This window comes from Streptomyces sp. NPDC005281 (assembly GCF_040607495.1).
GTDB lineage: Bacteria > Actinomycetota > Actinomycetes > Streptomycetales > Streptomycetaceae > Streptomyces.
Genome location: NZ_JBEXGX010000001.1, coordinates 167,285 through 191,130, shown reverse-complemented (window position 1 = coordinate 191,130; position 23,846 = coordinate 167,285). Strand labels below are relative to the sequence as shown.

The 23,846-nt window shown below is 71.4% G+C and carries 19 protein-coding genes; 15 read left to right on the top strand and 4 right to left on the bottom strand.

Translation table 11 applies throughout. The features are described 5' to 3' along the window. Window positions 1-259: 259 nt before the first annotated feature. From ABZV42_RS00800 to ABZV42_RS00765, 8 genes are all read left to right on the top strand, one after another. On the top strand, window positions 260-1,312 hold the full coding sequence (locus ABZV42_RS00800) for an energy-coupling factor ABC transporter permease (protein WP_356050568.1): 1,053 nt from the start codon (window positions 260-262) through the stop codon (window positions 1,310-1,312). 1 nt (window position 1,313) lies between these two features. Next, a complete protein-coding gene (cbiQ, locus tag ABZV42_RS00795) occupies window positions 1,314-2,075 on the top strand; it encodes a cobalt ECF transporter T component CbiQ (RefSeq protein WP_356050567.1) in 762 nt (253 codons plus the stop codon). Window positions 2,076-2,239: 164 nt separating this feature from the next. After that, the gene (locus ABZV42_RS00790) at window positions 2,240-3,010 is read left to right on the top strand and encodes an ABC transporter ATP-binding protein (protein WP_355982327.1); all 771 of its coding nucleotides are present in this window, start codon (window positions 2,240-2,242) and stop codon (window positions 3,008-3,010) included. Further along, window positions 3,007-3,480 carry a MarR family transcriptional regulator gene (locus tag ABZV42_RS00785; RefSeq protein ID WP_355982143.1) on the top strand — a complete coding sequence of 158 codons (474 nt, stop codon included), beginning with the start codon at window positions 3,007-3,009 and terminating at the stop codon, window positions 3,478-3,480. Before ABZV42_RS00790 ends, ABZV42_RS00785 begins: the two co-directional genes overlap by 4 nt. A gap of 159 nt (window positions 3,481-3,639) precedes the next feature. Further along, entirely contained in the window at window positions 3,640-4,044 is a 405-nt protein-coding gene (locus tag ABZV42_RS00780) for an organic hydroperoxide resistance protein (protein ID WP_355982329.1), read from the top strand. Between the two features lie 76 nt (window positions 4,045-4,120). Then, on the top strand, window positions 4,121-5,281 hold the full coding sequence (locus ABZV42_RS00775) for a serine hydrolase domain-containing protein (RefSeq protein ID WP_355982145.1): 1,161 nt from the start codon (window positions 4,121-4,123) through the stop codon (window positions 5,279-5,281). A gap of 727 nt (window positions 5,282-6,008) precedes the next feature. After that, on the top strand, window positions 6,009-7,661 hold the full coding sequence (locus ABZV42_RS00770) for a trypsin-like serine protease (RefSeq protein WP_356050566.1): 1,653 nt from the start codon (window positions 6,009-6,011) through the stop codon (window positions 7,659-7,661). Between the two features lie 71 nt (window positions 7,662-7,732). Continuing rightward, window positions 7,733-8,332, top strand: a complete 600-nt coding sequence (locus tag ABZV42_RS00765; RefSeq protein WP_356050565.1) for a DUF4232 domain-containing protein — start codon at window positions 7,733-7,735, stop codon at window positions 8,330-8,332. Window positions 8,333-8,405: 73 nt separating this feature from the next. Here ABZV42_RS00765 and ABZV42_RS00760 read toward each other — a convergent pair whose 3' ends face one another. The 4 genes from ABZV42_RS00760 to ABZV42_RS00745 all read right to left on the bottom strand — a co-directional run bounded on the left by ABZV42_RS00760 (window position 8,406) and on the right by ABZV42_RS00745 (window position 14,427). After that, window positions 8,406-8,936, bottom strand: a complete 531-nt coding sequence (locus ABZV42_RS00760; protein ID WP_355982150.1) for a YbaK/EbsC family protein — start codon at window positions 8,934-8,936, stop codon at window positions 8,406-8,408. A gap of 139 nt (window positions 8,937-9,075) precedes the next feature. Next, entirely contained in the window at window positions 9,076-10,752 is a 1,677-nt protein-coding gene (locus ABZV42_RS00755; protein WP_356050564.1) for a penicillin-binding transpeptidase domain-containing protein, read from the bottom strand. A gap of 104 nt (window positions 10,753-10,856) precedes the next feature. After that, window positions 10,857-12,485: a penicillin-binding transpeptidase domain-containing protein gene (locus ABZV42_RS00750; RefSeq protein WP_356050563.1), complete on the bottom strand. Its 1,629-nt coding sequence runs from the start codon at window positions 12,483-12,485 to the stop codon at window positions 10,857-10,859. Window positions 12,486-12,681: 196 nt separating this feature from the next. Next, window positions 12,682-14,427 carry a phospholipid carrier-dependent glycosyltransferase gene (locus ABZV42_RS00745; RefSeq protein WP_356050562.1) on the bottom strand — a complete coding sequence of 582 codons (1,746 nt, stop codon included), beginning with the start codon at window positions 14,425-14,427 and terminating at the stop codon, window positions 12,682-12,684. 95 nt (window positions 14,428-14,522) lie between these two features. On the opposite strand from ABZV42_RS00745, the gene rsmI reads away from it, so the two are divergent. The 7 genes from rsmI to ABZV42_RS00710 all read left to right on the top strand — a co-directional run bounded on the left by rsmI (window position 14,523) and on the right by ABZV42_RS00710 (window position 23,444). Further along, a complete protein-coding gene (gene rsmI, locus ABZV42_RS00740) occupies window positions 14,523-15,380 on the top strand; it encodes a 16S rRNA (cytidine(1402)-2'-O)-methyltransferase (protein ID WP_356050561.1) in 858 nt (285 codons plus the stop codon). A 228-nt stretch (window positions 15,381-15,608) separates the two neighbouring features. Then, window positions 15,609-16,079, top strand: a complete 471-nt coding sequence (locus ABZV42_RS00735; RefSeq protein ID WP_356050560.1) for a hypothetical protein — start codon at window positions 15,609-15,611, stop codon at window positions 16,077-16,079. A gap of 82 nt (window positions 16,080-16,161) precedes the next feature. Next, window positions 16,162-17,082 (top strand): TatD family hydrolase, encoded by a 921-nt coding sequence (locus ABZV42_RS00730; protein ID WP_356050559.1) that lies wholly within the window; start codon window positions 16,162-16,164, stop codon window positions 17,080-17,082. Between the two features lie 990 nt (window positions 17,083-18,072). Beyond that, on the top strand, window positions 18,073-19,386 hold the full coding sequence (locus ABZV42_RS00725; protein WP_355982331.1) for a ubiquitin-like domain-containing protein: 1,314 nt from the start codon (window positions 18,073-18,075) through the stop codon (window positions 19,384-19,386). 257 nt (window positions 19,387-19,643) lie between these two features. After that, window positions 19,644-20,657 (top strand): 16S rRNA (adenine(1518)-N(6)/adenine(1519)-N(6))-dimethyltransferase RsmA, encoded by a 1,014-nt coding sequence (gene rsmA / locus ABZV42_RS00720; protein ID WP_356050558.1) that lies wholly within the window; start codon window positions 19,644-19,646, stop codon window positions 20,655-20,657. After that, window positions 20,654-21,556 (top strand): 4-(cytidine 5'-diphospho)-2-C-methyl-D-erythritol kinase, encoded by a 903-nt coding sequence (locus tag ABZV42_RS00715; RefSeq protein ID WP_356050557.1) that lies wholly within the window; start codon window positions 20,654-20,656, stop codon window positions 21,554-21,556. The genes rsmA and ABZV42_RS00715 overlap by 4 nt, the downstream gene beginning before the upstream one ends. Window positions 21,557-21,638: 82 nt before the next feature. Continuing rightward, entirely contained in the window at window positions 21,639-23,444 is a 1,806-nt protein-coding gene (locus ABZV42_RS00710; RefSeq protein WP_355982168.1) for an ABC-F family ATP-binding cassette domain-containing protein, read from the top strand. Window positions 23,445-23,846: the final 402 nt, after the last annotated feature.

Genomic DNA, 23,846 nt, shown 5'->3' with positions numbered 1-23,846 from the left:
CCATTCAAATGTCGCACATCTCGCGGAAACCGCTCTCCGGCCGTCCCTGACCCCCTCGGGTAACGCCTGCCCGGCCATGGCGCCCGCATGTGTGCGACAGCGGTCACAGCCGCCGGTGACGGTCCGGGCTCCGGGCCCCCCTCGCCGTGAAGTCCCTCCGCCTCTTCCGCCGAAGTGCTTCCGTGCGCCCGCCTGTCGCCCACTGTTCGCGTCTTCTTGCTCTTGCAAGTCGTTCGCAACAAGGCACTATCATCGGACGGTGCACGTTCCTGACGGATTCATCAATGCCCCGGTCTCCGCCGCCGCAGGCGTCTTCGCCGCGGGCGCCCTCGCCGTGAGCCTGCGAGGTGCCCGCCGTGAACTCGACGAGCGGACCGCGCCGCTCGCCGGTCTGGTCGCCGCCTTCATCTTCGCCGTGCAGATGCTGAACTTCCCGGTCGCCGCCGGGACCAGCGGACATCTGCTCGGCGGGGCCCTGGCCGCGATCCTCGTCGGCCCGTACACAGGCGTCCTCTGCGTCTCCGTCGTCCTGCTCATGCAGGGCATCCTCTTCGCGGACGGCGGCCTGACCGCGCTCGGCGTGAACATCACCGACATGGCGATCACCACCACGATCGTCGCGTACGCCGTCTTCCGCGGTCTGGTGAAGGTCCTGCCCCGCAGGCGGCGCTCGGTCACCGTCGCGTCCTTCGTGGCCGCCCTGCTCTCCGTTCCGGCCGCCGCCGTCGTCTTCACCCTCATCTACACGGCCGGCGGCACCACCGACGTCGCGGTCTCCAAGGTCGCCACGGCCATGGTCGGCGTCCACGTCCTCATCGGCATCGGCGAGGCCGTGATCACGGCGCTCACCGTCGGCGCCGTCGTCGCCGTACGGCCGGATCTCGTGTACGGCGCCCGCGGCCTCCAGCAGCGGCTCAAGCTGCGGGTGAACGGGGAACTCGTCGACGCCGCCACGGCCGCCCCCGTCGCGGCCCGCTCCTCGCACCGCAAGGTGTGGATCACCGGCCTGGTCACCTCCCTCGGCCTCGCCGGGTTCGTCAGCTTCTACGCCTCCGCGAGCCCCGACGGCCTGGAGAAGGTCGCCAAGGACAAGGGCATCGACACGAGGACCAAGGCGCACACCTCCGAGGACTCGCCGCTCGCCGGGTACGGGGTCAAGGACGTCTCCGACGCCCGCCTCTCCGGCGGTCTCGCCGGGGTGATCGGCGTCGGCGTAACCGTCGTCGCGGGCACCGGCGTCTTCTGGGCGGTCCGCAGACGCCGTACGGCCGACACCTCGCCCACGTCCACGTCCGTGCCGGAAGGCGTCTGACGTGGGGGCGGGCCACGCACACCGGTTGTACCGGCACGGGCATTCGCCGGTGCACGCCCTCCCGCCGCACACCAAGCTCGCCGCCGCCTTCGCCTTCGTCGTCGTGGTCGTCTCCACCCCGCGCGAGGCGATGTGGGCGTTCGCGCTGTACGCCGTGCTGCTGGCGGTGGTCGCCCACCAGGCCCGTGTACCGGCGGGCGTCCTGCTGAGACGGCTCCTGATCGAGATTCCGTTCGTCGCGTTCGCGGTGCTGATGCCGTTCGTGGCGGAGGGCGAGCGGGTGGACGTGCTGGGCATGTCCCTGAGCGTCAACGGACTCTGGGGCGCCTGGAACGTCCTCGCCAAGGGCACCCTCGGCGTCGCCGCCTCCGTCCTGCTGGCCACCACCACCGAACTGCGCGAACTGCTCCTCGGCCTGCAACGCCTGAAGCTCCCGCCGCTGCTCGTGCAGATCGCCTCCTTCATGATCCGCTACGGCGATGTCATCACGGACGAGATGCGCCGCATGCGGATCGCGCGGGAGTCCCGCGGCTTCGAGGCGAGCGGGGTGCGGCACTGGGGAGTGCTCGCGAAATCGGCGGGCGCCCTGTTCATCCGCTCCTACGAACGCGGGGAGCGCGTGCATCTGGCCATGGTGAGCCGGGGGTACGCCGGTTCCATACCCGTCATCGACGAGGTGACCGCGTCCCGGGCGCAGTGGTCGTACGCCCTCGCCCTGCCGCTCACCGCCCTTGCCGTATGCCTGTTGGGATGGACGCTGTGACGAGTACTGCCGGGACACCGAAGGAGAGGACCGGGGAGATGTCCGCGGGGACGACAGCCGAGACGAGTGCCGGGACGACGGCCGATACGGGTGCCGGGACGAGCGCTGCGACGAGTGCCGGGACGACCGCCTCGGGGACTGCGGGGACTGCGGCGACTGCGGGGGTGGCCGCGGGGAGCGATGCTGTCCCGGCCTCGCTGGAGGTCTCCGGCCTCGCGTTCGCCTACCCGGACGGGCACCAGGCCCTGTTCGGCGTGGACTTCCGGATCGGGCGCGGCGAGCGTGTCGCCCTGCTCGGCCCGAACGGCGCCGGCAAGACCACCCTCGTCCTGCACCTCAACGGCATCCTGACCGGCGGCGCCGGAACGGTGACGGTCGCCGGACTCCCGGTCGGCAAGCGGCACATGGCCGAGATCCGGCGCAGGGTCGGCATCGTCTTCCAGGACCCGGACGACCAGTTGTTCATGCCGACCGTGCGCGAGGACGTGGCCTTCGGGCCGGCCGCGGCGGGCATGAAGGGCGCCGAACTGGAGGAACGCGTCCGTACGGCGTTGGAGCGGGTCGGTATGGAGGCCTTCGCCGACCGTCCGCCGCACCATCTGTCCTTCGGGCAGCGGCGCCGGGTCGCCGTCGCGACGGTGCTGGCGATGGAGCCGGAGATCCTCGTCCTCGACGAGCCCTCCTCCAACCTCGACCCCGCCTCCCGGCGTGAACTCGCCGACATCCTGCGGTCGTTGGACGTCACCGTCCTCATGGTCACCCACGACCTGCCGTACGCCCTCGAACTGTGCCCCCGCTCCCTGATTCTCAGCGACGGCGTGATCGTCGCCGACGGCGGGACCGGCGGCCTCCTCTCGGACGACGAGCTCATGCGCGGCCATCGGCTGGAGCTGCCCTTCGGATTCGACCCGCGCTCCGTGACAATGGGGGCGTGACGAAACAAGAGGACGTCGCGCCGCCGGCCGGGTCGCTGCTGCTCGACGACCAGCTGTGCTTCGCGCTGTACGCCGCCCAGCGGGCCGTGACCGCCGCGTACCGCCCGCTGCTGGAGGAGCTCGGCCTCACCTACCCGCAGTACCTCGTCCTGCTGGTGCTGTGGGAGCGCGGCGAGACCACCGTCAAGGAACTGGGCGCCGCCCTGCACCTCGACTACGGCACGATGTCGCCGCTGCTCAAACGGCTGGAGTCGGCGGGGCTCGTACGCCGTGAGCGCTCGGCGGACGACGAACGCTCGGTCCGCGTCGCCCTCACCGGGCGCGGCGAGATGCTCAGGGAGCGCGCGGAGGAGGTGCCGCAGGCGCTGCTGACGGCGACCGGCCTGAGCGAGGCGGACGTCACGCGTCTGCGCGAGGAACTGTGGCGGCTGACGGAACGCGCGCAGGGCGCGGCGGCGCGCGGACGCTGAGATACCGCCCCGAGGGTTTCCGGACGGCATACCGGCCGGTACCTTGTGCACGATGCATTCGTGCACGATGCACTTGTGCGCGCACTTCTGTCTGCCCGCTCCGGGGGAGGTCCTGCCGTGATCGACGGCGCCGTTGTCGACACCCGTCCTACGAAGATCATGTATGTCGCCGAGGCGACCGCGCACGGCGGCCGGAGCGGCTATGTGACCAGCCAGGACGGGCAGCTCGAACTGAAGGTCGCGATGCCCCCGGCGCTGGGCGGCGACGGGAACGGCACGAACCCGGAGCAGCTGTTCGCGGCCGGATTCAGCGCCTGCTTCCACAACGCGCTCGTGCTGGTCGGCCGCCGCGCCGGCCTCGACCTCTCCGGGTCCACGGTCGCAGCCAAGGTCGGGATAGGCCCCAACAAGCAGCACGGCTACGGACTGGCGGTCGCCCTGAGCGTCTCGCTCCCCGTCCTGGACGAGGACGTGGCGGCCAAGCTCGTGGACGCGGCGCACGAGGTGTGCCCGTACTCGAACGCCACCCGCGGCAACATCGAGGTCACGATCCTGCTGGGCTAGAGGGCCTAGGAATCGAAGGCCGCGGACGTGTGTTGCACTCAGTGTTGGCAGTGGTGAGGCGACAGGGAGCGCGGGCGTGGACGTGAACGGCACAGTGGCCGAGGGCTTCGAACCGGTCAGGCAGGCGTTCGCCGCCAACTTCGCGGCGCTCGGGGACCGGGGCGCCGCCGTCACCGTGTACCGCGACGGGCACAAGGTCGTCGACCTGTGGGGCGGCACCCGTGACGTCGACGGCACGGAACCCTGGCAGCGCGGCACCGCGCAGATCGTGCGCTCGGCCACGAAGGGTGTCGCCGCCGCCGTACTCCTGCTGCTGGCCCAGCGCGGACAGCTCGACCTGGACGCGCCGGTCGGTGCCTACTGGCCCGAGTACAAGGCGCACGGCAAGGAACACACGCGCGTACGGCATCTGCTCGCGCACCGGGCCGGGGTCCCCGTCCTGGACCGTCCGCTCACCCCCGCCGAGGCCGCCGACCCCGACCTCGCGGCCGCGGCGGTGGCCGCGCAGACGCCCGTATGGGAGCCCGGAGCCGAGCACGGGTACCACGCGCAGACGTACAGCTGGCTGACCGGCGAGCTGGTCCGGCGCGTCACCGGGCGCACGATCGGCCGGTGGCTCGCGGAGGAACTGGCCGGGCCGCTGGACCTCGACCTGTGGATCGGGCTTCCGGAGGCGGCGGCCGGCCGGGTGGGCCGGGTCGCGCAGATCGAGGCACCGTCCACGCCCGGCGGCCTCAGGACCCGCCCCAAGCGGGCCGTCTCCGAGGCGTACGCCGACCCGGGCAGTCTCACCCGGCGCGCCTTCGCCGCGATCACCCCGATGCCCGACGAGAACGACCTCGCCTACCGCGCCGCCGTCCTCCCCGCCTCGAACGGCATCGCCACCGCCGACGGCCTCGCCCGCTTCTACGCCGCGCTGATCGGGGAGGTGGACGGCGTCCGGCTGTTCACGCCGGAGACGCTGTCGGCCGCGCGGACGCAGCAGTCCGCGGGACCCGACCGGGTCCTGGTCGTCAACACCCGGTTCGGCCTCGGCTACATGCTCCACGGCGGAGCTTCGCCGCTGCTCTCCCCGGGCTCCTTCGGCCACCCCGGCCGCGGCGGAGCCCTCGGCTTCGCCGACCCTGAGTCGGGTATCGCGTTCGGCTACGTCACCAACGGCTTCCGCAAGAGCGTGACGGCGGACGCACGCGCCCAGGCGCTGATACGGGCGGTCGGCGCCGCGATATCCGCGTAGGCGCTCGGCCCGCCCCCTGCCGGCCGGAGCCTGGACGTGTCGACGAACCCTTGGGAAGCGTCGGCGAAACCGTGGGAAGCACGACATGTCAGATGTGATCAATTTCTATGGACACTCGCAAGAATGATCACATAAGTTGTACTTCGATCGGCCGGTTCCGTTGACGCCTGACCAGCGTCGGACGGCGGGGCGGCCGAGCCTACGGAGGGAAATATCGCCTTCGCGACGGGTGCCGCCCCGAGGGCGCGGAGAAGATCGCAGCCGAGGGGCTGCGCCATGCCGTCGCGTTCAACCCGCCATCGCGTCCATCACGTGGCGTGAAGTCGGTGTGCCTTCTTCCGTGGTGTGCCCTCTTCCTGGGTGCGCCTTCCTCCGAGGCATGCCTTCTTCCGTGCGCCGACCCGTGAGACCAGAAGGACTGGAAATGTTCTCGTACCGAAGACACCTGACGGTCTTAGCCGTTCTGTGTACGACCGTGCTCGGCACCGGCTCCGCATGGGCCGCGTCGCCGTCACCACATGCCTCTTCGGCCCCAAGCTCTCCCGCGCCCCTTCCGTCCGCCGCGACGAGCTCCGCCACGCCGGCCGCGACGAAGGAGAGCCGGCCGGCCGCGCCGACGCGAAGCCCCTCCGCGACCGTCGCACCACCCGCGGTCCCGCCCCCGTCCGCAGGGCCGGCCGCGGGGCAGGAAGCCCAGGAGGCCGCCAAGTACTGGACGGCGCAGCGCATGGCGGACGCCAGGCCGCTGGACGCCCTCCGGTCGACGTCCTCCGCAGGCAAACAGGGGACGACGGCCGCGGCAGCCGTCCCCAAGGGCGCCATGTTCGGCGGGACCCGCCTCGTAGGAACGTTCTTCGGCTCCAGCAGCACGACCGGCACCAACTGGTCGTGCACCGGCAGTGTCATCGACACCCCGGCCAGGAACGTGATCCTCACCGCGGCGCACTGCGCGGTGGGGTACAGCGACAACTACATCTTCGTACCGAAGTTCACCAAGGGAGCGGGACCCGACCAGCAGCCCTACGGGATCTTCCACATCCAGCACATCTTCATCGACCCCCGCTACATACCGGACAAGCCCCACAGCTCGACCAAGAAGCCCTGGTCCGACCTGGACACCGCGTTCGCCCGCGTCTCCGCCAACCAGCGCGGGCAGCGGCTCCAGGACGCCGTGGGCGGCGGGCTGACCTTCACCCGGCCGTCCGGCTACGACAACAAGAACGTCACCGTCGTGGGCTATCCGGGCAAGGACCACAACGGCGACGGGCGAGCCATCAAGTGCACCGTGCCGACGACCCAACTCGCCGGTTTCCGCCAGATGTCGATGACCTGCGGCGGCTACTACGGCGGTGTTTCCGGGAGTCCGTGGATCACCGACTACCAGGACGACGCACGCACGGGCCATGTCATCGGCAACCTCGGCGGCTACAACGGCGGCGGCAATGACGCGAACGTCGACTACATCAGCTACGCCCCGGCGTTCGGAGCCGACGCGGCCAACCTCCTCGCCGATGCCGTCGCCAACCAGGATCCTCCGTCCAACCTGCCTCCCTACCACGGCATCCAGGCGAAGCTCCCCGGTGGAGCGGCCCTGTGGAAGCACGCGAAACTGCTGGCCTCGGGCGACTACACGGGCAACCACCGCGGCGACATGATCGTGGTCTGGTCCGACGGCGAGGTCACCCTGTACCCCGGTGACGGCAAGGGCGGATTCCTGGCCGAGACGCAGCTGAAGGCGCCCAACTCCACCTGGACACACGCGGAGACCATCACGGGCGGAGACTTCACCGGCGCCGATCTGTCCGACCTCATGGTGCGCTGGTCCGACGGCGAGGTCACCCTCTACCCGGATGTCAGCTCCGCCGGCATGGGCAAGGAAGTCCGGATGGCGCCCTCCGGATCCGTCTGGAAGAACGCGACCCAGATCTCGGCCGGGCAGTTCCACAACGGTAAGTACGCCACGGACCTGCTGGTTCGCTGGGTCGACGGCGAACTGACCCTCTACACCTATGTCGGCGCGGGCACCTTCGGAACCGAGAACCGTCTCCTGGCACCGAACGGCACCTGGAAGAACGCGACCTTGCTGACCAGCGGAAACTTCAGCGGCAACGGGAACTGGGACGTCCTCGTGCGCTGGGTGGACGGCGAACTCGACACCTATGTGGCCACCTCGGCCGCGGGACTCGGTGCCGAGGCCCGCATGCGTGACCCCGACGACCTGTGGACGCACGATCTGGTCATGACGGCGGGCAACTACACCCCCGACAATTCCAGCGACGACCTGATCGTCCGCTGGTCCGACGGCGAGACCACCCTGTACGCGGACACCACTCGTCAGAAGCTCGGTACCGAGAACACCCTCGTCTACCCCGGCACCTGACACTCCGGCAGCTTCACGAGCCGGCCTTTCGGCGAAACGAAACGAACGAACTCACACACTCTGGGGGAGTCATGCGAGCGACCACCGGTCTTGCCGCCGGACTGGCAGTGCTGACGGTGGGCCTGGTCGTGACGGCCTGTGGCACAGCCGCACAGCCGGACAGGGCCACTTCCACGATCGGCTCCGCGAGTCCGTCCGGGGCCTCCTCCCCGGGGAGGAATCCGGCCGGGTGCCGAACCGCTTCCTTGACGTGGACGCTGGTCCTGCTCCCGAAGGAGACCGGCAGCCGGCGCGACGCGCGACTGACCATCGCCAACAAAGCGCCGGAGACATGCCTGTTCGCCGGTTACCCGGGCTTCAGCGTCCACAACGGGAAGGCGAACAGCCTCGAGGGCGTCGGACACGGACATCCCGGGTCCTTCACCCTGCGCAGGGGAACGGGAGTGACGGTCGACCTCCACTACGCCCCCCGCGGCGCGAAGGGCGCGGGCGACTACTGCGTGGCGGAGAACGAGGCATTGGTCTCGGCACCGCACAACCCCGACCGTGACCGCGTGAACATCCCGGTCGTGGAGACGCACCACCGAGCCGCAGAGATCGACGCCTGCGGCGACTCCATTTCCATGTCGCCCCCGCGCTACACCGCGGCACCCGCGAGTGCCACGAGGTAGGGAGCCGTCCCCTTGGCGGTCGACTCAGCGGTCAACGGGGTTGCCGCCGGGCCGGCCGCGGCGACGAGCGGTGTCACGCGGTCGGCTCGCGCACATCCACCAGCGTGCCGTCCGCGTGCGCGATCAGGCTCTTCGGGTCCATCGGGAAGACGGTGAACGGGGCACCCGCCGAGGTCCACACCGTCTCGTGGCCGAGCAACGAACGGTCCACCAGGACACGGGTCTTCGTACGGTGCCCGAACGGCGGTACGGCGCCGGGACCGTACCCGGTCGACTCCCGCACGAGGCGGGCGCCGGCCCGGGTGAGCTTCCCGGCGCCCAGCTCCCGCCGTACGAGCTCCATGTCGACGTGTGCCGAGCCGTCCAGCAGCACCAGCACCGGCACCCCGTCCGCCGCGAAGAACAGCGACGTGCAGATCTGGCTCGGCTCGCAGCCGATCGCCGCGGCGGCCTCGGCGGTGGTGCGGGTCGCCTCGGGAAAGCGCCGGACCCGTCCGATCACCTCGTCGAGACCCAGCTCCCGCAGGGCCTCGGCGAAAAGGGGGTGGGGGCCGTCCACGACGGAGGACTGCTCCTCGCCGGCGTTCTCATCGGTGGCGTTCATGCACGCACGCTAGCCGTCGCTGTACGTCCCACGCGACCGGCCCCCGAGAGCCCGGTCGGTGTACGCCTCATGCGGCCGGCCCGGCAGTCCGGTCGGTGTACCCCACGCGACCGGCAGCCCGCTGCGCCGCCCGCCCCGGTCAGCCGCCGGAGCCGGCCTTCAGGAGGGCCGCCACGATCGGGCCCGCCGTGCTGCCGCCGTGGCCGCCTTCCTGGACGACGCCGGCGCCGGCCAGGTCGCCCTTCCACGCCGTGAACCAGCCGTTGGGCTGCTTCTGGTTGTCGACCTCCGCGGAGCCGGTCTTGGCGCCGAAGTCGGGGCCGAGGCCGGCCATGGCCTCGGCCGCGGTGCCGGCGGCGGCCGTGTACTGCATGACCTCGCGCAGCTGGGCGAGCGTGGTCGCGGACAGGGTGCGGGAGGCCGTGGCCAGCTTGCGGTGATCGACCGACGGGTCGACCAGGTACGGCTGGTGGAAGGTGCCGGACCGGACCGTGGAGGCGACGGACGCCATGTTCAGCGGGTTCATGCGGACCCCGCCCTGACCCATCAGGGAGGCGGCCATCTGGGCGGCGCTCTGCACCGGCACCGAGCCGTCCGTCGAGGGCACGCCGATGGCCCAGTTGTTCATGCTCAGGCCGAAGACCTGCTGGGCCTGATTGGTCAGGTCGTCGTCCTTCAGCTTCTTGGCCTGAGTGATGAAGGCCGTGTTGCAGGACCGCGCGAAGCTCGCCTTGAACGTGCCGTTCTTGATCTCGAAGTCGTTGTCGTTGTGGAACTTCCAGCCGCCGAAGGTGGCCGTCTTGGGGCAGGGGTGCGGCTTGTCGGGCGAGGCGAGGCCCTTCTCGAAGAGCATCGACGCCGTGATGACCTTCATCGTGGAGCCGGGCGCCAGCGAGCCCTGGAAGGCGGTGTTGAAGCCGTGGCCGGTGTTCGCGACGGCGAGGATCTCGCCCGTCGAGGGGCGCATCAGGACCACCGACGCCTTGGGCTTGGCGGCCACCAGGCGTTCGGCGTCAGCCTGGAGGGTCGGGCTGAGCGTCGTCTTCACGGTGCCGGGCGTGCCCGCGCTGAGTGTCACCAGGGTCTTGTCGGGGGTCTTCTGGGCACCCTTCGCCGCGGCCTTGCGGACCACGCGCAGTTCGATGCCCGCCTTGCCGCCGGCCGTCTTGCCGAACTTCTCGCGCAGCCCGTCGAGGACCGTGCCCAGGGAGGGGTACTTGGCGGCGGTCAGCTTGCCGCCGTGGCGGTCGAGGGCGGTGATGGGCGGGGTCCCGGAGTCTCCGGTCACCAGCCGGTCGCCGTCCTGGAGGTCGGGGTGGACGACGGAGGGCTTCCAGCCGACCAGCGCCACGCCGTCCTTGGCCCGGCGTACGACGGTGAGCTTCGAGGAGTACGCGAGCGGCTTGGTCAGGCCCCGGTAGGTCACGGTGGCCTTGACGGTGAAGGGGAGGTCGGCGCCTGAGCGCTTGCCGCCGGTCAGGGTCACGCCGCTGATGCGGGCGTCCTTGCCGAAGCCGGTCAGCGTGGTCGTGGCGGCGGCCGGGTCGTCGGTCGCCGCGGCCGCCCGGGAGACCTCGCCTCTCTGCCAGGCGTTCAGGAAGGCGGTGGACGCCATGGCGACCTCGGAGGCGGACAGCGGGCCCGTCTTGGCGGCCTTGCGGGTGGTGGCCGTGATCCCCTCGCCGGCCGCGGCCCCGCTGCCGTAGAGGCCGTAGGCGCCGAGCGCCCCGCCGACGACGGCCACGGCGATCACCCCGCCGAGTACGGCGGGCCGCTTCGTCTTCCGTCGCTCGGCGACGCGCCTTCTCTTGCCCACAGCCCTGTGTCCTCCGCCGTCCCCTGGTGCCCCGTGATGCCCCCGTGCCCCTCGCTCCTCAACGAGAGGCACCACCCTAGGGTCCCGTCCTGTGCGGAGCGACGTCAGCCGCCCGTTCGTAGCACAGCTGCGACGATCGGGCCCGCCGCCTGTCCGCCGTGACCGCCCTCCTGGGTCATCGCGGCGGCCGCCATGTCGTTGCGGTATCCGGTGAACCAGCTGTTGGACCTGGCCTGGCCGTCGACCTCGGCGGAGCCGGTCTTGGCGCCGATGCTGCCGCCGAGTCCCGCCATCACCTGGGCCGCGGTGCCGCTGACGGCCGTGCGGTTCATCATCGCGCGCAGCTGTGCGACCGTCCCGGCGGACAGGCCCTTGGCGGTGGCCAGTTCACGGCCGTCGAGGGCGCGCGGCACGATCACCGGCTGCCGGAAGGTGCCCGTCATCGCGGTGGCCGTCACCGACGCCATGTTCAGCGGGCTCATCTGGACCTGGCCCTGGCCGATCATGTTGGCCGCCGTGTCCGGGCCGCCGGAGGCGGGCACCGCGCCGTCGAAGGACTCGATGCCGGTCTTCCAGTTGTTCTGCCCGAGCCCGAAGCGCTGCTGGGCCTCGTTGGTCAGGGAGTCGACCTTCACGTCGTCCGCGTACTTCACGAAGGCGGTGTTGCACGAGCGGGCGAAGCTGTCCGAGAGCGTGGCGTTCAACTGCGGAGCCATGCCCGTGAGGTTGTGGAAGGTCTGGCTCTGCCAGGTCGCGGTGGGCGGGCAGGTCGCGGGACCGTTGGCCGTCGTGATGCCGTTGTCGATGAGGGTCGCCGCGCTGATGATCTTCATCGTGGAGCCGGGCGCGAGCTTGCCGAGGAAGGCCGCGTCGAAGCCGTCCGCGCGATGGTTGGCGACCGCGAGCACCTCCCCGGTGCTGGGCTTCACCGCCACCACGGAGGACTCCGCGAACCGTGTGACCGCCTTCTCCGCGGCGGCCTGCGCGCTCGCGCTGAGTGTCGTACGGACCTTGCCCGCCCGTCCCTCGGCGAGCGTGACCAGCGTCGTGTCGCCGCCGCTCTCGCTCGCGTGCCGGATCGACAGCTCGATACCGGGTGTGCCGCCCGCCTTGTCGCCGTACTTCTCCCGGAGAGCGTCCAGGATCGGCCCCAGGGACGGGTACTTCTCCTTCGTCAGGACAACGTTGTTCCGGTCCACGGCCTCGATCGCCGGACTCGCCGACTCACCCGTGACCAGGGTGTCCCCGTCCTTCAGCTCCGGGTGGACGACGGAGGGCTTCCAGTCGACCAGCGCCTTGCCGGTGGTCTCCCCGCGGACGACGGTCAGTTCGGAGTCGTACGCGAACGGCTTGTTCTTCCCGTCGTACGACACCGTCGCCTTGACGGAGAACGGCACCCTGGCCCCGGACGCGGCGCCCGGAGTGATGTGCACGCCCGTCAGATGCGCGTCGTCGCGGTAGCCGGCGAGCAGCCCCTCGGCGCTCGACGCGTAGTTCGTGTACGCGGCGGCCTTGGCCGCGTCGCCCTTCTCCCAGGCCGCGAAGAACGCGCCGCTGGCCTCCTTGACCTCGGCGCGGCTCGGCGGCCCGGTCTTCACCGGCGCTGGTCCGCCGGCTCCCGTTCCGCCGCTTCCGTCGATCGAGGTCACCACGTTGTAGGCGCCGTACCCGGCGCCGCCCACCACCACCGCGAACACGCTGCCTATGACGGCAGCCCTGGCCCCCTTGCGCATCGTGCGAATCCCTCCCCGTGAGCCCTTTCCCGAACTTCTGAACGCGTTCAGAAAGGCTGGCCCACATCGCACTGTAGGTGCGGACGGGACTCCTGGTGCAGACCTTCGCCGAATCGTTAGCCCAAACCAGAGAGACGCATCCATGAACATCGTTCACGGATGCGTCTCTCGGATTGTTCCGGCCAGTCGGTCCGGCCTAAACCCACGTATCCAGCCACATCCGTGACCGCCACTGGTCGATCGGGATCGCGGTGCCGGTGTACAGGGGCCAGAAGTAGATGAAGTTCCAGAGGATCAGCAGGACCAGGACGCCGGCTCCCGCCGCGCCGACGACGCGGCGGCGTTCTCCGGCCCCGGGTGGGCCGAGGATCGCGCCGATCATCATCGTGACGGCGAGACACAGGAACGGCACGAACACGACGGCGTAGAAGAAGAAGATCGTGCGCTCCTGGTACATGAACCAGGGGAGATAGCCGGCCGCGACGCCGCAGGTGATGGCGCCCGCCCGCCAGTCGCGGCGGAAGGCCCAGCGCCACAGCACGTAGGCGATCGCGAAGCAGGCGGCCCACCACAGCAGCGGTGTGCCGAGCGCCAGCACCTCACGGGCGCACTTGCCGCCCGCGTCGGCCGGGCAGCCGTCCTTGCCGGGCAGCGGGGACTCGTAGAAGTACGAGACCGGGCGGCCGAGGACGAGCCAGCTCCACGGATTGGACTGGTAGGTGTGCGGCGACGACAGCCCGACGTGGAACTTGTAGACCTCGTGCTCGTAGTGCCACAGGCTGCGCAGCCAGTCCGGGAGGACGGTCCAGTTGCCGCCCTTGCCGTCCGTCACGGCCCAGTTGCGGAAGTAGCCGCCCTTGCCGTTGTCCGGCGACAGGATCCAGCCGGTCCAGGAGACCAGGTACACGGCCAGGGCGACCGGGACCGTCGACAGGAACGTGAGGCCCGTGTCGTGCCGGAGCGAGGCCGTGTAGGGGTGGCGGGCGCCCGCCACCCGGCGCGAGGCCGCGTCCCACAGGGCCGCCATCACACAGAACGCGGCGAGGATGTACAGCCCGTTCCACTTGGTGCCGATGGCCAGGCCCAGCATCAGGCCCGCCGTCCAGCGCCAGGGCCGCCAGCCCAGACGGGTCGTCTCGGCGACGTGCGCGTCGGGGCGGACGAGACCGTTCTCGTCGGCCGGCAGCGCCGCCGCCAGCCTGGCCCGCGCCTTGTCCCGGTCGACGACCAGCGCGCCGAAGGCCGCCAGGACGAAGAACATCAGCACACCGTCGAGCAGCGAGGTGCGGCTCATCACGAAGTGCAGGCCGTCCACCGCCATCAGCGTGCCCGCGAGGCAGCCGAGGAACGTCGAACGGAACAGCCGGCGTCCGATCCGGCACAGCAGCAGCACCGACAGCGTGCCGAGCAGCGCCGTCATGAAGCGCCAGCCGAAGGGGTTGAAGCCGAACATCCACTCGCCGAGCCCGATGACGTACTTGCCGATCGGCGGGTGCACGACATAGGCGGCGTCGCTGGGGATCCGCACATGCCCGTTCTGCTGGAGGATCAGATCGTTGGCGTCCTTGGCCCAGTTGACCTCGTAGCCGCGGTGGAAGAGCGCCCAGGCGTCCTTCGCGTAATACGTCTCGTCGAATATCACCGCCTTCGGGCTGCCCAGGTTCCAGAACCGCAGCAACCCGGCGAGCAGGGTCACCAGGAGCGGGCCCGCCCAGCCCGACCAACGGTTGAAACGGTCGGCGACCTCCTGACGCACCCCGAGCGCGGCCCAGATCCCGGGGCCTGGCTTGGCATACGGCGGTACGAGCCGGTCGCGCACATCACTTCGGGGCGGCGCCGTGTAGCCGAATCGGCGCAGCCGCTGCTGCCACGACGGCCGCTGAGCGTCGGCGGCCTGGCCCTGCCCCTGCCGGGTGTCCGTGGAGGACGCGGTACTGGTCACCGCGCCATCGTAGGGAACAGGTCTGTGGGAGTCCCGTGCATGCCCCCTTCCGGTCGGATGAGCTTGCCGGGCCGCACCCCTGCGAGGATGGAACCGTGACAGGAATCCTTGTGTTGGCAGGCACCCCCATCGGCGACATCTCCGACGCGCCGCCACGGCTCGCCACGGAACTGACCAGGGCCGATGTCGTCGCAGCGGAGGACACCCGCAGGCTGCGACGGCTCACCCAGGCCCTCGGGGTCCAGCCGACGGGGCGGATCGTGTCGTACTTCGAGGGCAACGAGGCCGCCAGGACCCCGGAACTCGTCGAGGCGCTCGTCGGCGGGGCACGGGTCCTGCTCGTGACCGACGCCGGCATGCCGTCCGTGTCGGACCCCGGCTACCGGCTGGTCGCGGCCGCGGTCGAGAAGGACATCAAGGTCACCGCCGTACCAGGACCGTCCGCCGTGCTCACCGCGCTCGCGTTGTCCGGACTGCCCGTCGACCGCTTCTGCTTCGAGGGCTTCCTGCCCAGGAAGGCCGGCGAGCGTCTGTCGCGGCTGGGGGAGGTCGCCGAGGAGCGCCGGACGCTCGTCTACTTCGAGGCGCCCCACCGGCTCGACGACACCCTCGCCGCCATGGCCGAGGTCTTCGGCACCCAGCGGCGCGCCGCCGTCTGCCGCGAACTGACCAAGACGTACGAGGAGATCAAGCGCGGCCCGCTGGGCGAGCTGGCCGCCTGGGCCGCCGAGGGTGTCCGCGGCGAGATCACCGTCGTCGTCGAGGGCGCCCCCGAGAAGGGCGCCGAGGAACTGGACGCCGCCGAGCTGGTGCGCAGGGTGCAGGTGCGCGAGGAGGCGGGGGAGCGGCGCAAGGAGGCCATCGCCGCCGTCGCCGCCGAAGCGGGAATTCCCAAGCGGGACGTCTTCGATGCGGTCGTAGCGGCAAAGAATGCCGAACGAAGCGGCCCATAGAAGGGCAAAGGACTATCGTGGAAAGCAAAGATCAGGTCGCGTAACAGGAGCGTTCCGACAAGGAAAGGCCAAGACGACTCCAACACTCGACAGGCCGGATGCGTTCGCGCCGCGAGAAGCGTCCACTGGACGAAGGGACGTACCCGTCCCTCGCCTCCGGCGTATCGATGGAATTCAGGGGGAATTCCGTCGACGGAGGTGCTTGTCCAGCGGACAAGAGGAGCTGGCATGAGTGAGACCACAGGACGGACCGGCGGTATCGCCGCTGGGCAGGTCACCGAACAGACCAGGCATCGCGGCACGGCGACGGCCGTCGTTCACGAATCGTATTCATTCGCCTGCATGCGCTGCGGGCACGGCTGGGAACAGTCCTACGCGATCGAGCACCACCGTGACTCGGAGGGTGCCGAGTTCGTGATGTACGTGGCGAGCGGCGAGGTCGTGCCGTCGCCTCTCAGCCGGCCCACCTGCCTGAACTGCGACAGTCACGTGGTGCGCATCATGCGCGCCGGTCAGGTGTCCTCCGTCCGTGAATCCATGCGCTCCATGACGCAACACCACCGCCGTCCGGTACCGCGGCAGCCCGAGGACGGCCCGGAGGGGGAGACGCAGGCCGGGGCCTCCGACACCCCGAAGGAGCCGCACCACTGGCATCTTTCGGACCTGCTGCACCCGTTCCAGCACCGCCGGGCGGGCTGACCCCGGTGCGCGGGACCCACAGGACGGCCTCCCGGCTCCCCGCGAGGTGAGGCCGGGCGTGCCCCCTTCGTAGGATCGGGGCATGCCTTCCTCCGCTTCCGCCGACCCCGGCAAGAACGCCGCACCGCCGCTCCCCGAGCCCCTGCGCGTTCCCGTGGCCGACTCGCACACCCATCTCGACATGCAGTCCGGTACGGTCGGGGACGCCCTCGCCAAGGCCGCGTCGGTCGGGGTGACGACGGTCGTCCAGGTCGGCTGCGACGTGAAGGGCTCGCGCTGGGCGGCCGAGACCGCGGCCACGTACGACGCCGTCCACGCCACCGTCGCCCTGCACCCCAACGAGGCGCCCCGCATCGTGCTCGGCGATCCTGGGGGCACCTCCCAGCCCCCTGGGGCTGGGGGAGGCTGGTCCCGGCAAGGTGCCCGGAGGCCGGGCGGCGACGCGGCGCTGGACGACGCGCTCGCGGAGATCGACCGGCTCGCCGCCCTCCCGCACGTCAAGGGCGTCGGCGAGACCGGCCTCGACCACTTCCGCACCGGGCCCGAGGGCAAGGAGGCGCAGGAGCGCTCCTTCCGCGCCCACATCGAGATCGCCAAGCGGCACGGCAAGGCCCTGGTCATCCACGACCGCGACGCCCACGCCGACGTCCTGCGCGTCCTCGCGGAGGAGGGCGCCCCGGAGCGGACCGTCTTCCACTGCTACTCGGGCGACGCCGACATGGCCGCGGTCTGCGCCCGTGCCGGCTACTTCATGTCCTTCGCCGGCAACATGACCTTCAAGAACGCCCAGCCGCTGCGCGACGCGCTGGCCGTGGCCCCGCTCGAACTCGTCCTCGTCGAGACCGACGCGCCCTTCCTGACCCCGGCGCCGTACCGCGGACGGCCCAACGCGCCGTATCTCATTCCGGTCACGGTGCGTGCCATGGCCGCGGTGCGGGGGATCGACGAGGACACCCTGGCGACCTCGATCTCCGCCAACACCGCGCGCGCGTTCGATTACTGATCCGTAACGGTCCTGGGGGTTCTTCCCCGGTCGGGCCGGGCCCTCGGCGAGCGAGTGTCGCGACACAGCGTAGCCGCGTTGCTTGGGAGAGTGACGACCGCTCCGCTAGGTTCTGGTCGCCCGATCCGGAACCTGGAGCGTGTCGTCGTGAGCAGCTCGCGTTACGAGCCGTACAAGACGTACGGACCGACCGGTGGCGCCGAAGCCACCACCGTCGTCATCGGCGTCACCGGCGCCCCCACCGTGGCCGGTGTGCCCACCGCGACGGCCCCGCTCGGCACGGGCGCCCCACCAGGAGCGGTCGGTGCGCCCGGAGCGGTCGGGGAGTTCGGCACACCCGGCGCACCCGGCACACCCGGCGCACCCGGAGCCTTCGGGGCTTTCGGCGCGGTCGCCGAGCCAGGGGCGGTCGGCGCGACGCGGGCCGACCACGAGGGGTACGGCGGGTACGAGGCGTACGGCAGCCACGAGGCGTACGGCGGCCATGCGGTGTACGGCGGCCATGCGGTGTACGGCGGCCAAGAGGCGTACCACGGTCACGAAGAGTTCCGCGGTCACGGGGAGTACCTGAGGCACGGGACGTACGGCACCCACGAACCACAGGCGGACACGGGCCACCAGGCTTATGCCGCTCACCAGGCCTACGCCGGTCCTCAGGCCTATGCCGGTCCGGAGCCTGACTCCGGTCAGGCCTACGCCGGTCACCAGCCCCACGCCGGTCACCAGGAGCATGCCGGTGACCCGGGGCATGCCGGAGATCACCGGCCCCATGCCGGTCCTCAGCCTGACGCCGGTCCTCAGGCCTACGCCGGTCACCAGCCGCAGTCCGGTCATCAGGACCACGCCGGTCACCAGCCCCGCGACGGTCATTCGGCGTACCCCGGTCGTGGGTTCTTCTCGGGGCACGAGGGGTATTCCGGGCACGCGGAGTACCGGCCCGGGGAGGCGTACGGCGCGGTCGGCCCGGAGTCCGGGTTCCCGCTTCACGAGATGCCCCTCGCCGCGCCCGCGGCACCGGACACGCCCCCGGCCCCCCTGTACGGCGTACGCGGGACGCGCGGTGTGCCGGTGGCACCGGACGCGCCGACCGAGCCCCGGCTGCCCAGCCTCTCCCGTCCGCAGCCCGGCACCCCGGCCGGCGCGAACACCGGGAACGGCACCGGTCGGGCCGAGGCGCGTCGCGCGGCCAGGCGCAGGCGGGTTCCCGACCGCCCGGAGTCCCTGCGGCGACTGCTCCCGCAGGCCCTGGTGGTGGCCTTCCTGGCCGGCGGCACTTCCGCGTTCGTCGCCAGTGACAAGGCGATCGAGCTCAGCGTCGACGGCAGACCCCGCACCCTGCACACCTTCGCGGACGACGTGACGGAACTGCTCGCCGACGAAGGCGTGAAGGTGGGCCCGCACGACGTGGTGGCGCCGGCCCCCGGCACCACCCTGGCCGGCGGGGACGAGGTCGCGGTGCGCTACGGGCGCCCGGTGCACCTCACCATCGACGGGGAGCCGCGCCGGGTGTGGACGACGGCGCACACCGTGGAAGGGGCGCTCAGCCAGCTGGGGGTGCGCGCCGAGGGCGCCTACCTGTCGGCCTCGCGCTCCCGGCGCATCGGGCGCGAGGGGCTGGCCCTCGACGTACGCACCGAACGCGCGGTCACGATCATGGCCGACGGCCGGGCCCGGACGATCCGTACCAATGCCGCGAGCGTCGCGGAGGCCGTCCAGGAGGCCGGGGTCACCCTGCACGGGCAGGACATGACCTCCGTGCCGGCCGGGAGCTTCCCCCGGGACGGGCAGACGGTTACCGTCCTGCGCGTCACCGGGGCCAGGGAGGTCCGCGAGGAACGGATTCCGTTCGCGGTGCGGCGGGCCGACGACGCCTCGCTCCTCAAGGGGGTCGAGGTCGTGGAGCATCCGGGTCAGTACGGGGCGCGGCGCCTGACCTACACCCTGCGCGCGGTCAACGGGGTCAAGCAGAGACCCCGGCTCGTGCGGTCCGAGGTGGTGCGGCAGCCGCAGACCCGGATGGTCAGGGTCGGCACGAAGCCGCACCCCCCGTCCCACGGCGGCGCCGACCACCTGAACTGGAGGAGCCTCGCCGCGTGCGAGTCCGGCGGCCGGCCCGGCGCCGTCGACCCGTCCGGCAACTACGGCGGCCTCTACCAGTTCGACAACCACACCTGGCACACCCTGGGCGGCACCGGGCGCCCTCAGGACGCCCCGGCCGCGGAGCAGACCCGCAGGGCCAAGAAGCTGTACGTGCGCCGCGGGGCGACTCCCTGGCCGCACTGCGGGCCGCGGCTGCACGGCTGACGCGGCCACGGCGGGGCCGGGACCGAGCGCCCGACGCCGCCACAACGGGGCCGGGGCCGAACGGCTGAAGCCGCCACGGCGGGCGGGGACCGCTCGACCGACTCCGCCACCGCGGGCGGGGACCGCGCTGCTGACTCCGCCATGGCGGGCGGGCACTGCACGGCTGAAGCCGCCATGGCGGCGCCTCTGCACGGCCGACTCCGCCACCGTGGGCCGCGGCTGCACGGCCGGGGCCCGGCCCCCCGTACCCTTGGCTCGTGACCAGCCCCACCTCCGACGCACTCCTGGGCCCCGCAGAGATCCGCGAACTCGCGGCAGTTCTCGGCGTACGGCCCACCAAGCAGCGCGGCCAGAACTTTGTGATCGACGCGAACACGGTGCGCCGCATCGTGCGGACCGCGGAGGTGCGGCCCGACGACGTGGTCGTGGAGGTGGGCCCCGGCCTCGGCTCGCTGACGCTCGGCCTGCTGGAGACGGCGGACCGGGTCGTCGCCGTCGAGATCGACGACGTCCTCGCGAGCGCGCTCCCCGCGACCGTCGAGGCCCGCATGCCGGAGCGGGCCGACCGGTTCGCGCTGGTGCACTCGGACGCCATGCTGGTCAAGGAGCTGCCGGGCCCGCCGCCCACCGCGCTGGTCGCGAACCTCCCGTACAACGTCGCCGTGCCCGTCCTGCTGCACATGCTCGACACCTTCCCGACCATCGAGCGCACCCTCGTGATGGTCCAGGCGGAGGTCGCCGACCGGCTCGCCGCCGCGCCCGGCTCGAAGGTGTACGGCGTGCCGTCCGTGAAGGCGAACTGGTACGCCGAGGTCAAGCGGGCCGGCTCCATCGGCCGCAACGTCTTCTGGCCGGCGCCCAACGTCGACAGCGGTCTCGTGGCGCTCACCCGGCGCGCCGAGCCGATCAGCACGACGGCCACGAAGCGAGAGGTGTTCGCCGCGGTGGACGCCGCCTTCGCGCAGCGCCGCAAGACGCTGCGCGCCGCCCTCGCCGGGTGGGCCGGCTCCGCCCCCGCCGCCGAGGCCGCGCTCGTCGCCGCCGGGATCTCGCCGCAGGCCCGCGGGGAGTCGCTGACGGTCGAGGAGTTCGTCCGTATCGCGGAGAACCGCGGGGAGGCGAACGGCGGGGAGCTCAAGGGCGCCCGCCGGTACGCCGCCGAGGACGCGGAGGAGAGCGGCACCGCGGACGCCGCAGACGGCGGAACCGGGGACGCCACAGGGAACGCCTCCGGGAACGCCACCGAGAACGAGGAGTCGACCCAGCCGTGACGCAGACGGTGACGGTACGCGTCCCTGCCAAGGTCAACGTCCAGCTCGCGGTCGGCGGCGCACGCCCCGACGGCTTCCACGACCTGGCCAACGTGTTCCTCGCGGTCGGCCTGTACGACGAGGTGACGGTCACCCCGGCGGACGAACTGCGCGTCACCTGTGCGGGCCCCGACGCGGCCCAGGTGCCCCTCGACCGCACGAACCTCGCGGCCCGCGCCGCCCTGGAGCTCGCCCGCCGGTACGGCGTCGAGCCCGCCGTCCATGTGCACATCGACAAGGACATCCCCGTCGCGGGAGGCATGGCCGGAGGCAGCGCGGACGGCGCCGGCGCGCTGCTCGCCTGCGACACCCTGTGGGGCACGAACGCCTCGCGCGAGGAACTCCTCGACATCTGCGCCGAGCTGGGCAGCGATGTGCCGTTCTCCCTGGTGGGCGGGGCGGCGCTCGGCACCGGACGGGGCGAGCGGCTGCGTCCGCTGGAGGTCGGCGGCACCTTCCACTGGGTGTTCGCGATGGCCGAGCGCGGACTGTCGACCCCGGCGGTCTTCCGGGAGTTCGACCGGATGAACGAGGGCGTACGCGTCCCGGAGCCGGTCGCCTCGCAGGAGCTGCTTGACGCCCTGGCGAAGGGGGACGCCGGCACCCTCGCACGCACCGTCTCCAACGACCTCCAGCCCGCGGCCCTCTCCCTCTTCCCCGCTTTGGCCGAGACCCTCGCGGCGGGCCGGGCGGCCGGCGCGCTCGCCGAGCTCGTCTCCGGGTCGGGCCCGACCACGGCCTTCCTCGCGCCGGACGCGGAGACCGCGCGGGCCATCGGCCAGGTGCTCCTGGCTTCGGGCACCTGCCGGGCGGTCCGCGTCACGCGGTCCCCCGCGCCCGGAGCGACCGTGCTCGGCTGAGGGGACGGAGAACGCGGGGCGGGGGACGTCCGCCGCGCGGACTACCCTTGAGGGTCGATCGTCCCCCTTGTTCAGGAGAGAAATGGCCGTCAACCTGGTCAATGTCGAGTCCGTCAGCAAGGTGTACGGCACCCGTGCACTGCTCGACGGAGTCTCCCTCGGCGTCAGCGAGGGGGACCGCATCGGCGTGGTCGGCCGCAACGGCGACGGCAAGACCACCCTGATCCGCATGCTCGCCAAGCTGGAGGAGGCCGACACCGGCCGGGTCACGCACTCCGGCGGCCTGCACACCGGCGTGCTCACCCAGCACGACTCCCTCGACCCCACGGCCACCGTGCGCCACGAGGTCATCCGGGACATGGCCGACCACGAGTGGGCGGGGAACGCCAAGATCAGGGACGTACTGACGGGTCTCTTCGGTGGTCTCGACCTGCCGGGCTTCCCGCAGGGACTCGACACCGTGATCGGCCCGCTCTCCGGCGGTGAGCGCCGCCGCATCGCGCTGGCGAAGCTGCTCATCGAGGAGCAGGACCTGATCATCCTCGACGAGCCCACCAACCACCTGGACGTCGAGGGCATCGCCTGGCTGGCCCAGCACCTGCGCGAGCGCCGCTCCGCTCTCGTCTGCGTGACCCACGACCGGTGGTTCCTCGATCAGGTCTGCACCCAGATGTGGGACGTGCAGAAGGGCGCGGTCTACGAGTACGAGGGCGGCTACACCGACTACGTGTTCGCCCGGGCCGAGCGCGAGCGCATCGCCGCGACCGAAGAGGTCAAGCGGCAGAACCTGGTCCGCAAGGAGCTGGCCTGGCTGCGGCGCGGCGCCCCCGCCCGCACCTCCAAGCCGCGCTTCCGCGTCGAGGCCGCCAACGAACTGATCGCCGACGTGCCGCCGCCCCGTGACAAGAGCGAGCTGATGAAGTTCGCCAACTCCCGGCTCGGCAGGACCGTCTTCGAACTGGAGGACGTGACCGTGCAGGCCGGGCCCAAGGTGCTGCTCAAGCACCTGACCTGGCAGCTCGGCCCCGGTGACCGCGTCGGCCTGGTGGGCGTCAACGGCGCGGGCAAGACCTCGCTGCTGCGGGCCCTGGCCGAGGCCGCCCGCACCGAGGGCGAGAAGCAGCCCGCCGCCGGCCGGATCGTCACCGGCAAGACCGTCAAGCTCGCCTATCTCTCCCAGGAGGTCAGCGAGCTCGACCCGAACTGGCGTGTGCTCCAGGCCGTCCAGGCCGTCCGCGACCGCGTCGACCTCGGCAAGGGCCGCGAGATGACCGCGGGGCAGCTCTGCGAGACGTTCGGCTTCAACAAGGAGAAGCAGTGGACGCCGGTCGGGGACCTCAGCGGTGGTGAGCGCCGCCGGCTTCAGATCCTGCGTCTGCTGATGGACGAGCCCAACGTCCTCTTCCTCGACGAGCCGACGAACGACCTCGACATCGAGACCCTCACCCAGCTCGAGGACCTCCTCGACGGCTGGCCCGGCTCCATGATCGTGATCTCCCACGACCGCTTCTTCATCGAGCGCACCACGGACAACGTGTTCGCGCTCCTCGGCGACGGCGCCCTGCGGATGCTCCCGCGCGGGATCGACGAGTACCTGGAGCGGCGCAAGAAGATGGAGGAGGTGGCCGCGGCCGCCGTCCTCGCCGGCGCCCCGGCGCCGGGCAAGGTCGCCTCGGCCGCCGACGCCCGCGCCGCCAAGAAGGAACTCCAGAAGATCGAGCGGCAGTTGGACAAGATCTCCGAGAAGGAGACCAAGCTGCACGCCCAGATCGCCGACAACGCGACCGACTTCGGAAAGGTCGCCCAACTCGACGCGGAGCTGCGGGAGTTGGCGGGGGAGCGCGAGGAGCTCGAAATGCGCTGGCTGGAGCTGGCGGAAGACGCGTGACGGACGCGTGACCGACGCGGGACACGGAGGGGCAACCGCCCCTCGACGGACGGGCGGTGCCTCCCAGGACGCGGAGGCGCCGCCCGTCCGGCGTACTCGTCCGGCGTGCGCGACCCCTGCCGCGGGCGCGCAATTGACGCCAGGCGCCCCCGAGTTGCCGAAAGTGCTCCCGGTGGCGGCGGATCCGTGGTGGCGAACCCGCCTTGCGCGCCCGGCGTGAAGGGTCCGTGAAGACGCGTAACGGCGGCATCACAGCCCGGTCCTCCCTTGGGAACAGGGCGCGCACCGGCCCCCTGCCCGCGCCCCCCAAAGTGATAGAAAGAGCGGTCTGAGAACAGTCTGAGATCCATCGGACGAGGCGCGAATCCGGCGCCGCCGGTGGGGGGCCACATCAGTGAAGAG